This window comes from Mesorhizobium sp. B2-9-1, assembly GCF_006439455.1.
Taxonomy (GTDB): domain Bacteria; phylum Pseudomonadota; class Alphaproteobacteria; order Rhizobiales; family Rhizobiaceae; genus Mesorhizobium.
On record NZ_VFTP01000003.1, the window covers coordinates 354,466 to 365,405 of the forward strand.

Annotated in this window: 10 protein-coding genes; 6 read left to right on the forward strand and 4 right to left on the reverse strand. The window is 58.5% G+C overall.

Translation table 11 applies throughout. The features are described from left to right. Positions 1-289: 289 nt before the first annotated feature. The 6 genes from FJW05_RS08995 to FJW05_RS09020 all read left to right on the forward strand — a co-directional run bounded on the left by FJW05_RS08995 (position 290) and on the right by FJW05_RS09020 (position 6,460). Positions 290-1,012 (forward strand): NDP-sugar synthase, encoded by a 723-nt coding sequence (locus FJW05_RS08995; protein WP_140545352.1) that lies wholly within the window; start codon positions 290-292, stop codon positions 1,010-1,012. Between the two features lie 51 nt (positions 1,013-1,063). Then, positions 1,064-2,200, forward strand: coding sequence for a DegT/DnrJ/EryC1/StrS aminotransferase family protein (locus FJW05_RS09000; RefSeq protein ID WP_140545351.1), 1,137 nt, complete (start codon positions 1,064-1,066; stop codon positions 2,198-2,200). Next, a complete protein-coding gene (locus tag FJW05_RS09005; protein WP_140630536.1) occupies positions 2,197-2,871 on the forward strand; it encodes a sugar transferase in 675 nt (224 codons plus the stop codon). Before FJW05_RS09000 ends, FJW05_RS09005 begins: the two co-directional genes overlap by 4 nt. Positions 2,872-2,939: 68 nt before the next feature. Beyond that, a complete protein-coding gene (locus FJW05_RS09010; protein WP_140545349.1) occupies positions 2,940-3,944 on the forward strand; it encodes an SDR family NAD(P)-dependent oxidoreductase in 1,005 nt (334 codons plus the stop codon). Next, a complete protein-coding gene (locus tag FJW05_RS09015) occupies positions 3,941-5,182 on the forward strand; it encodes a hypothetical protein (RefSeq protein WP_140630539.1) in 1,242 nt (413 codons plus the stop codon). The genes FJW05_RS09010 and FJW05_RS09015 overlap by 4 nt, the downstream gene beginning before the upstream one ends. 15 nt (positions 5,183-5,197) lie before the next feature. After that, entirely contained in the window at positions 5,198-6,460 is a 1,263-nt protein-coding gene (locus FJW05_RS09020) for a polysaccharide biosynthesis/export family protein (RefSeq protein WP_140630542.1), read from the forward strand. A 34-nt stretch (positions 6,461-6,494) separates the two neighbouring features. Here FJW05_RS09020 and FJW05_RS09025 read toward each other — a convergent pair whose 3' ends face one another. The 4 genes from FJW05_RS09025 to FJW05_RS09040 form a co-directional block, all read right to left on the reverse strand. Next, positions 6,495-7,850, reverse strand: coding sequence for an HlyD family type I secretion periplasmic adaptor subunit (locus FJW05_RS09025; RefSeq protein WP_246673299.1), 1,356 nt, complete (start codon positions 7,848-7,850; stop codon positions 6,495-6,497). An 11-nt stretch (positions 7,851-7,861) separates the two neighbouring features. Continuing rightward, entirely contained in the window at positions 7,862-9,556 is a 1,695-nt protein-coding gene (locus tag FJW05_RS09030; RefSeq protein ID WP_140631002.1) for a type I secretion system permease/ATPase, read from the reverse strand. A gap of 336 nt (positions 9,557-9,892) precedes the next feature. Next, positions 9,893-10,606, reverse strand: coding sequence for a class I SAM-dependent methyltransferase (locus FJW05_RS09035; RefSeq protein WP_140545345.1), 714 nt, complete (start codon positions 10,604-10,606; stop codon positions 9,893-9,895). Between the two features lie 46 nt (positions 10,607-10,652). Continuing rightward, a complete protein-coding gene (locus tag FJW05_RS09040) occupies positions 10,653-10,919 on the reverse strand; it encodes an acyl carrier protein (protein ID WP_095768673.1) in 267 nt (88 codons plus the stop codon). Positions 10,920-10,940: the final 21 nt, after the last annotated feature.

The following is a 10,940-nucleotide window of genomic DNA, read 5'->3' on the forward strand; positions in this document are numbered from 1 at the left end:
AGGTCTCGTGGCTAAGCAATTTTGCAGATGCAGGTCGGCATATTCGGCGCCATCGTGCCTCGCGGCGGACGGGGGCGGACCGGCCTAGTCGCTGAACCTGCGGAGGCAATGGATTGGTGCCATTCGATTGCACGACGACATCCTTCGAACGCTCACATACCGTTCCCCATAAGATGCTCGGGACGGACACGTAGCGACTTTTCTATCCGACCCACCCTGGTCGAAAGAGGTCTGAACGCGTCTACCCAGGCACCAACCATTGACGCGGCGATGAACTATGGAGGATCGGATGAAAGCGGTTATTCAATGCGGTGGAATGGGAACACGACTTCGTCCCTTTACGTCGGTGTTGCCGAAGCCGCTGATGCCAATTGGTGCCCGGCCCGTGCTCGAGCTGCTTCTCAAGTGGCTGCGACGCAATGGCATTGAAGAGGTCTACATCACGACCGGGTATCTCGGCCATCTCATCCGCAGCGTGTGCGGTGATGGTTCGCAATGGAACCTGAAAATACGGTACACTCAGGAGATGGAGCCGCTGGGCACCATCGGGCCACTGTCGCTCATCCGAGATGAACTGACCGAACCCTTTATCGTGCTGAACGGCGACGTTCTCACCGATCTTAGCCTCAGCCGATTCACAGCTGCCCACCGCAAGCACAAGGATCCGGTGACCATCGCTACCGCCAACCGTCTTATCAAGATGGATTTCGGCGTCATCGACGAAGTCGACGATGCAGTGCAGATGTTCCGCGAGAAGCCGACGCTTTCTCATCTCGTTAGCATGGGCATCTACTGCATGAATCCGGATGTTCTGAGTTTTATTCCCTCCGGCATTCCATTCGGATTCGACGACTTGATGCTGCAGATGATGCAGCAAGGCACGGTCGTCCATGTCTACAAGCATGACGGACTCTGGCTCGATATCGGCCGCGTCGACGATTTCCAGAATGCTCAAGCCATTTCCTGGGAAGAGCAGTCGGCTTCGATCGAAGTCGCGGCAGCGGCTGCCTGACAAACAGCGAGAAACTCAAACACGAATGATGATTTGGGAGTGAGGTCCACCATGCTCTTGGTCAGTGCCCCGATTTTGGGTGTTCCGGAGAAGGCGGCTCTATCAAAGGTCATTGATAGCAGCTGGTTGACCATGGGCGAGCAGGTTCGATTGTTTGAAGAGTCGTTTGCCCGCATGCATGGCGCGGACGATTGCGTTGCGGTGAGCTCCTGTACTGCGGCGCTTCATCTCATTTTGCACGGACTTGGCATTGGCCCGGGCGATGAGGTCCTGGTTCCGTCGCTAACTTTCGTGGCAACCGCGAACTCAGTGCTCTATGTCGGTGCAACTCCCGTCTTTGTCGATATTGAATCAGCCGACTTGCCGTTGATGTCGCTTGCGGAAGCCGAGGCCCGATGCACGCCGCGAACGAAGGCCATTATTCTCGTTCACTTCGCCGGGTATCTGGCCAATCGAGAACAATGGCAAAGGTTCGCTCGTGTACGGGGACTGCACATCATTGAAGACGCGGCGCATGCTCCTGGCTTGAGAGAAGTAGGGACCTTCGGCGTTGCCGCGGCCTTCAGCTTCTACGGCAACAAGAACATGACAACCGCCGAGGGCGGCGCCGTAATCGCCCAAGACCATGAACTGCTCGAAAGGATTCGCCAAGCGCGCGGGCACGGGATGACCACCGGCACACACCAGCGGCTAAACAGCCGCACGCCGCAGTATGACGTCACCATGCTTGGGTTCAATTACCGTATGGACGAGATGCGGGCCGCAATCGGACTTGTCCAGTTAGGAAACCTGCAAGAATGGAACGAAGTAAGGCGTATCCTCGTCGTCCTTTATCGGCGACTCATTGCAACACACTGCCCGGCAATAGCCGTTCCATTCAGTGAATCGCGGAGGTCGGCGCACCACATCATGCCGATACTTTTGCCGCGATACGCCGACAGGCAAGCCGTTATCGACGAACTGCGCAACCAGGGAATCCAAACAACGATCCACTATCCGCCCGTGCACCGGATGACGTTGTACCGCGAGCTTTTTCCCGGGACCCAATTGCCGCGAACAGAAGACTTTGCCCAGCGGGAATTGACGATTCCACTTCACCCGCAGATGACCTCAGCGGTGGTCGAAGCGGTTGTGGAGGCTCTGGCAACTGCGGTGAGCGGCTGTACTAAAGCGGGAACGGCCGCATGAATGCGACAGATCAATCCCTCCACCGACGCTTCGTTGCAGTCTCGGCCCATGGGTCTGCGCGGCGTTTGATCGACATCGCTATTGCGAGCGTTGCTGCGGTCTTGTTTGCGCCACTGATGCTGCTGATCGCCATCGCCCTTCTGGCCGAGGGCGGTAGGCCCGTTTTGTTTGCACAAACCCGCTTGGGCGCCGGGGCTCAGCCTTTTCGCATGTACAAGTTCCGCAAGTTCGACGTGCGATGCGATCCCCACGGCCTCGCGCTGACGGTCGCCGACGACAAGCGCATGACAACGATAGGACGCGTGCTCGCCGCGACAAAGTTCGATGAACTGCCGCAACTGTGGAATGTGATCATAGGCGACATGGCAATCATTGGACCGCGACCGGAGAGCCTGGCGTTCGCCGATTGTTTCCACGGCGGCGCCGAGGCTGTTTTGCAGTACAAGCCTGGCTTACTCGGTCCGAGCCAGGTTCTCTTCCGCAACGAAGCGAGTTTCTATCCGAAGTTCACGGATCCGGTGCTGTACTATCGCGAGACCCTGTTTCCCGCCAAGGCCAGGATCGACCTTTCCTATTATCCGCAGCGAACTCTGGCGGCTGACGCCGTCTGGATGGCCCGCGGTTTTCTAGCCGTTCTCGGCCGGGTACCGCAGTCGCCGATCGCGACTTAAGCGCAGTCGGGCTGACACTCCGGTGAGTGTCACCGTCAGAGTGGACATGGCAAGAGGGACGATTGGTCATGGACTACAAAGGCAAAAAGGTACTGGTCACAGGCGCCGATGGATTTATCGGATCGCATCTCACCGAGGCGCTGGTCCGCAACGGAGCGGATGTCACAGCATTGGCGCTCTACAATTCGTTCGACAGTCACGGCTGGCTTGACGATTTGCCGGACAACATTCGAGGCCACCTGAAATCCGTGCGTGGCGACGTGCGCGACAGCGCGTTCCTGAACAGGATCATGCGCGGCCAAGCTGTGGTTTTTCACCTGGCTGCTCTCATCGCGATTCCATATTCGTATGCGGCTGCCCAGTCATACGTAGAAACCAATGTGATGGGTACGATGAATGTTCTCGAGGCAGCGCGTCAGTGGGACACGGAACGCGTCGTGCACACCTCGACCAGCGAGGTTTACGGCACGGCGCTGACCATGCCTATCAAGGAATCTCATCCGCTGCAGGGCCAGTCTCCCTATTCGGCATCCAAGATCGGGGCCGACATGATGGCCGAAGCCTACGCCAGGTCATTTGACGTTCCCGTCGTAACTCTGCGCCCATTCAATACCTACGGCCCACGCCAGAGCGAGAGGGCGATAGTGCCGACCATAATCAGGCAGGCCCTCGACAAGAACTGCTCGGCCATCATGGTCGGGGATACGAGCCCTATCCGCGATCTAACCTTTGTCGAAGACACGGCCGCGGCATTCCTGACCGCAGGCGTGGCGGAACTCAAATTCGGCCATGCCTACAATGCCGGAAGCCAGCGTGCCGCGACGATCGCGGAAGTCCTGGACCTGGTGGTCGAGTTGAGCGGATCGAAGAAGCCTGTCTATCGAGATGAAAGCCGCTTGCGCCCACAGAACTCCGAGGTTCGCGCGCTGCTTGCAGACTCGACGCAATTCGAAACGCAGACCGGATGGCGAGCCCGTACCAATCTGCGAGATGGGTTGGAGCGCACCATATCATGGTGGAAAGCGCGTCTCAGCGAGGGGCGGGTGCGCCGGGAAATGGGCTACATGACATGACTTGTCGTCGCCGACATGCGTTGGTGTTGATCTTCGCTGTCGCGTGCCTTGGTCCGCATGCTGCCGCAAGCCAGGCGAGCAATACGTCAACGCACTTTGTTGCGACGTCGGCGATGCAGTTGCCGGACTATCTGCGTCCTACGGTCGATCCCGCGTTCGGGGAAACATTCACCCGGATCACAAAATCCGGGCCGCTTGGAAATGGGGTCGCGTGCATAAAAGATTATTGCAGCCACCGTTATTCCAGCGCCCAAGCCTGGAATGCCGACCAGAGCCTGCTCGTTATAACCAACGGCTGCAACGGGATGTGCTTTTTCGACGGACACACATTCCTACCGCTGCTGATGCGCGATCGATCGGGCGAATGTGAGTGGCATCCCCAAAATGCGGATCTGATGATTTGCGTTCGAGGCCGACGGATATCGACCTGGGCGCCGCGGACCAATCACGAGGATGTGCTGTTCGATTCAAAGGACTATCGGGATCTGCACTTCGGACCAGGCAAAGGCAACCCGAGCCGAGACGGTAATCGCCTGGCAGTGCGTGCACTTCGATCGGACGGTGCCGAGGTCGTCTTCGCGTATGATCTCAAGCAGCATAGCAAGTTTGCCGATATCGCACTTGGGCGGCTTGCTGGGGTCAATGAGAACTGTTCGATCTCTCCTCTGGGCGAAAATATTCTCTGCATCCAGGCACTGGCGGACGGCACCGAACAGGCGTTTATTTTTTCGATCGACGGCGCTCCAGGCCAGCAGTGGACAGAACATCATCGGCCGGGGCATGGCGACATGACGGTCGACGCCGATGGGAGCGAGATCTACGTCGGCATCAGCAAGTCCTATCCGGACAGCTATCAGGTGATCAAACGCCGGCTGTCTGACGGGAAAGTAACTGCGCTTATGAAATACGGCGAGGCCTCGCATGCTTCTCTGCGTGCTTTGAACAAACCTGGCTGGGTGTTCCTGAGCTACGGCGGCGACCCGAATGAGGTTTCGGCCCGTCCGGAAATGGCGCCCTACGCACGAGAGGTTATCGCGCTGCGCCTCGATGGCAGCGGAGAGGTTCGGCGCATAGCGCAAACGCGCAGCGTTGATTTCGACTACCGCAGCGAGACCCATGCCTCGCCGTCGCCCGATGGCTCGCAGGTAATCTGGTCCAGCAACTGGGGTGTGCCTGGCGGACCTGTTTATGACTTCGTCACCCGCGTCGACTGGTCGGAAGAGGCGAAGTCGAACTGAATGGAGATTTCACCGATGGCATTCATGAACCGAAATCTTCTTGCAGCGATAGGTGTGCTGGCTGCGGTTGATGCTGCCTCCGCGGCGGATGTACGGCCAGCCTACCATCTCTCTCCCGGCGACATCGTCGAAATAGGAATCTCTTCGATACCGGAACGAACTCAACGTGCGGTAATCCAGATGGACGGTACGATCGCGCTTCCCCAAGTCGGGAAGATATCAATCGGCGGTCTGACACCTGCCGAACTGCAGACCCGCATGGAAACGATCTTGCCTACCAAGATATTTCACCAGCGTTTGCCCGATGGGCGAGAACAGATGATCGTTGTCCAACCCGGCGACGTGACCGCGATAGTCGCGGAATATCGTCCGATCTACGTGACTGGCGAGGTGCTCACTCCCGGCCAGCAGGCATATCGGCCTCTCATGACGGTGAGACAGGCGATTGCGGTGTCTGGCGGTCTCAGCCTTTTGCGCTCACGCGTAAATCAGACTGGTCCCGACCCGGTTGATCTGCAGCGCGACTATGAATCGCTTTGGGGGGAATACACCCGCGACTATTACCACAGTGCTCGCATTCGCGCCGAACTGCAGGATCAGCCAAGTTTCGATACCAAGCCCCCCCAAGGGTCACCATTGTCTGCCGCCTTCAGCTCGGCCATTGCCGACGCCGAGGGAGAGGCGCTGAAGATCTCTCTCGATAACTTCCAGCAGGAGCAAAGCTACGTTGATCAGGGCGCAAAGGATGCCGCGGCGCAGATCGACGTTCTGACCAAGCGCCAGCAGGTCGAGAGCGACGGGGTCAAGGCGGATGAGGATGACCTGGCTCGGGTGACGAAATTGTTTCAAGCGGGCAATCTGACCAACGCCAGGCTGTCTGACGTCAGGCGCTCCGCGCTTCTCTCTTCCAATGGGCAGCTTCAGACATCGGTCGAGCTCATGCGGGCGCGACGCCAGCAGGAAGATTATCTCAGGCAACGCGAGCGCAATGAAAACCTGCGAAGGATCGGTTTGCTGACCGAGTTGAAGGATACCGATGTCCGTCTTGCCGACACCACCGCAAGGCTCCACGCCACTAGCCAGAAATTACAGCCCGCTGGCGCGACCGCTCTGCCGTTGCCGGTAAGCGGAGAAGCCATTCAGACCCAGATCACCATCGTGCGCAAGACTGGTGAAGAATGGCGCAAGCAACTCGTCGAAGAAGATTCAGAAGTGCTTCCGGGAGATACGATCGAGGTGAGGTTCAGCAGCGATCTAGGACGTGCAGCAAGCCAGTAGGGCGTCAGCCGCGGGGGCCGCATTTGCGGTCCCGCTATTGCTTGAAGGCCCGGGAAATCTGATCGGTCAATGGCTTAAGCAAATACGACCAGACGCTGCGCTCGTTGGTGCTTATGTGAACTTCGGCAGGCATGCCTGGTTTCAGGATTTTCTCACCCTTCAGGCAGGTGGCCTGGTTGTCGACGTGGATGCGAGCCGAAAAATAGGAAAGCTGGCGTTCCTGATCCTTGATCAAATCTGCGGAGATACGCTTCACCGAACCCTCGCAGACAGGTGTCGTTCCGACGTCGAAGGAGGGAAAGCGGATTGATACCCGCTGCCCGGGCTGGACATCATCCATCCGGGTCGGCGGAATGAGCGCATCCACAACAAGGTTGTCGGTATCGGGTACAACCACCATGAGCACCTCTCCCGGTCCAATTACGCCTCCGACGGTATGGATAGAGGATTCTTGTACCGTCCCGGTCTGGGGAGATCGGATGTCCGTCCTTGCGAGCTCGTCGTCCGCCACTATCTTGCGCTCTTCGAGCTCTGTGCGCTTCGCTTCGTTTTCGCGGAGCTCGCTTGTCACATCGCTGCGCATCTGCTCGTCGAGCTGAAGCACCTGCAAGTCGGTTTCACTGATGTGGGCTTGCACCTCAGCGATTGCTGCAACAAGTCGCCCCGACTCACCGCGAGAACGAGCCTCTTCCAGGCTGACATTGCTCAGTCGCTCCTTGGACACCAATTTCTTGGAGTAAAGAGCTTGGACGTCGGCAAGGCTGCGGGTTAGGAGATCCAGGGAGTCATTCGTCGCGGCAAGCTGAGCCTTGAGACCGTCAATCTGATGTCGGAGTTGCATCGAGCGGCTCTGCAACTGCGCCTTTTGGCCAGCCAATGCCGTAGCCCGGCTTTCAAACAAGGCACGTTCTCCGTTGACAAGAGCAGCCACTCGCGGGTCGCTCATCCTCACGCGCAGACTGGGTGGAACCTGCATTTCCGGCAGCCCTTGCCGCTCTGCCTCGAGCCTGGCCAGACGGATGGTGACCCGATCGAGATCTTCACTGACGATCTGCAGGTTTGAGCGTGTGAGCGTGTCGTCAAGCCTGACCAACACGGCGCCGGCACGCACATGATCACCATCCTGGGCGAAGATCCCGCCGATGGTGCCGCCGGTCCGATGTTGGACCTTCTTTACACTGCTTTCGACCACAACGGTCGCTGGCGCGATCACAGCGCCGGCGATCTTGGTTAATCCCAACCAGGTCCCTCCGCCAACGAGCAGAAAGGCGGTGGTGGCCAAGCCCAGAAACAGGTTGGCACGGATGCCATCCGGATCATTGGTAAGCCTGGTTCCGAGCCAACGACTTGCGTCGTCGACACGAGCATAGGAAATCGTCGCGTCAGACACGGAATAAGACCTCAAGCGTTGCCGGCATTTTTTTGCAGCGGAACGACTGCCGGCTGGGGGAAGGGGCGGACGACATTTGAGAGAACATCTTCTCGCGGGCCAAATGCGTGGACCATCCCGTTCGACATGACCAATACCTGGTCAATATTGACGAGCGCAGAGGGGCGATGCGCCACGACGATCACGATACCGCCACGCTGACGCACCGCCAGGATTGCCCCCGCCAACGCAACATCGCCGTCTGAATCCAAGTTGGAATTCGGTTCGTCGAGCACGACAAGAAACGGATCGCCATAAAGTGCCCTGGCCAGTCCGACCAGTTGCCTCTGCCCGGCCGACAGGGCCGTCCCGCCTTCGCCGATTCGTGTTTGGAACCCTTGAGGCAATCGCATGATCATCTTGTCGACACCCGCCGCTCGAGCGGCTGCCATGACGCCTTTTGGGTCGCTCTGGCCACCAAATCTCGAAATGTTGTCGGCAACCGTTCCGTCGAACAGTTCGACATCCTGCGGCAAATAGCCGATATGAGCACCGAGCAGTTCCGAACTCCATTGATCGAGAGCAGCCTCGTCCAATCGAACGGTTCCCCGAATTGGCTTCCATACTCCGACCAGGGCACGCACCAGCGTTGTCTTCCCGGAACCGCTAGGGCCGACGACCGCCATCCCAGTGCCGCTCGCCAGGCGAAAGCTTACATTTAGAACCGTCGGCCGTTGTGCGCCTGGAGGGGCTATCGTCAACTCCTCGACGGAGAGCTGCCCCCGCGGGTTGGGAAGCTCCATGGGAGCGCTTTGGCTATCGAAAGCATCCAGCGCTGCGGTCAAGTCGGAATAGCTTCGGCGCGCGGCCAGAAATCCTCTCCAGTTTGCGATCGCGGCGTCGACCGGCGCCAAAGAGCGGCCAAGCAATATCGAAGATGCGATGATCACACCCGGGGAAGCGTCCCCCCCGATCACCAGATAAGCGCCCAGCCCGAGTACACTCGATTGCAAGGCCATCCTGAGTGTCTTCGACAATGATCCAGTTCCGCCCACGATGTCGGAGAGCCGTTCCTGGTTCTTGAGATAGGCATGGCTGACTTCTCCCCAGCGTCGGCCAAGCCTGGCGGAGAGACCCATCGCCTGAACGACTTCCGCGTTGCGGCGGCCTGCATCGGCAAGGATGCGTTGCGCGACCAGTGTTTCGGAAGTTCGGGCCGCGGGGCCGCGGCCGGCAATTTCTGCGACCACGGTCAAAAGCACGACAACAACGGCGCCGACGGTTGCCAGTAGCCCAAGGGAAGGGTGCAACAGGTAGATGACCACCATGTAAAACGGCATCCACGGGGCGTCGAAAAAAACGGTCGGCCCCAGGCCGGAGAGAAAGCCGCGCAACTGGTCCAAGTCGCGAAGCGGCTGCACCCGGTTCGCCTCCTGCCCGGCGACCAGGGGTACCGACAGCGATATGGTGAAGGCCTTGTGCTGCAGATTTCTGTAAAGGCGGTTGCCGATTCGAACCAGCAAGCGAAGCCGCACGAAATCGAGCAGCCCGTATATGGCATAGAGGCCCAGCATGCCGACCGTAAATCCCACGAGCGTCGGAACGCTCTGTGAGGGAAGCACACGGTCATACACCTGCAGCATGTAGACGGAGCCGGTCAGGGCTAGAATGTTTATCACCGCCGAAAAGAGACCAATGCCAACCAGCCCGGACCAACAACCCGACATGGCTGAGAGCAAATGTTGCGTACGATGTTCCCTCACGACGCGCGATCTCTCAGTCGAGATTGTCGCACGGCCTCGTGGACGCTGTCAGCGTAGGACAAGATCTTACCTTTCGTTGTGACCCGCCCACCCCGAACATTACATCAAGCTAACATTCGTCAAATTTTATCAAAATGCAGCAAAATCGTGACGCTCGGACGCTAAATCGTGAATCGCCACGAACAAGCTGGGGATAACCGACCCTGGAAAGCGAGCGTTTATTGACCATTTGAAGGTTGACGGGCTTTGCCCTTTGTCGAATCACGTTTTGATGTCTGTTGGATGAGGAAAGTGACCCGATCAGACATTCGACGCGCGTGGTTCATCGGGGTTCTTCATATGGGCGACAACCACACGGCCCTCGCCAGCTTCGTTCGAGATCGTGCCAATATTCTCGTAGGCCTTTGCGCGGTTGAGCAGGCTCACGACTTGCCGGTCCTGGCCAAGGCCGACCTCGAACAGCAGCATGCCACCTGGCCGCAGGTATTGCGGCGCGTCTCTTATCACCCGCATGTGGATGCTCAGGCCGTAAGGGCCAGCCGCAAACGCCTCGCGCGGCTCGAGCTCGGTCAAGTGAGAGCGGTCGCCCTCGAGCCGCTTTTCCGAGATGTATGGCGGGTTGCAGACGATCATGTCGATCCTGCCGACAAGTTCCGGGCCGGAGAGAGGCTCAAACAGGTCGCCCTGCAGCACCGAAACGCGCCCTGCCAGTCCATGATGGTCGACGTTGCGGCGTGCGGCTTTGACGCACCCATCAGTTAAGTCGCTCGCCCAGATCCGAGCGGTGGGGGCATAGTGCGCTATGGCGCATGCCAGATTGCCGGCGCCGCAGCACATGTCGATAACGCGGGGTTCGGCAGTCCTCAACTGATCCAAGGCGCCGAGGGCGGCTGTGCCCAGCAGTTCCGTCTCCGGGCGTGGCACAAGCGCGCCAGGTGCCACGAGCAACTCCAGCCCCATGAAGATGGTGCGCCCTTTGCTGTAGGCATCCTCGACGCTGATTTCTTGGCTCACGACAACCCCGCTTTTCCCAACGCTGTCGTTCGGGAGACAGCTATGATCAGTTCTTTTTTCGGATGACGTATTGTGCAATCCCTTGGATGGAATCGAGGTTCTCAGGCAGAAGCTCGCTGTCTTCGACGACAATGCCAAAGGTTTCCTCAATGAATCCGATGACCTCCAGGACTCCCGTCGAGTCGACGATACCTTGGTCGAGCAGGGACGTATTGTTTTCCAAGGCCTCAGCGTCTGCAACATAGAAGTTGGACGCTAGGAACCCCCGAATTTTCTCGCTGTAAGTCTCTATCCTGTCTTCGCTGGACAACATTTTGCTTCCCCGATTAAAACA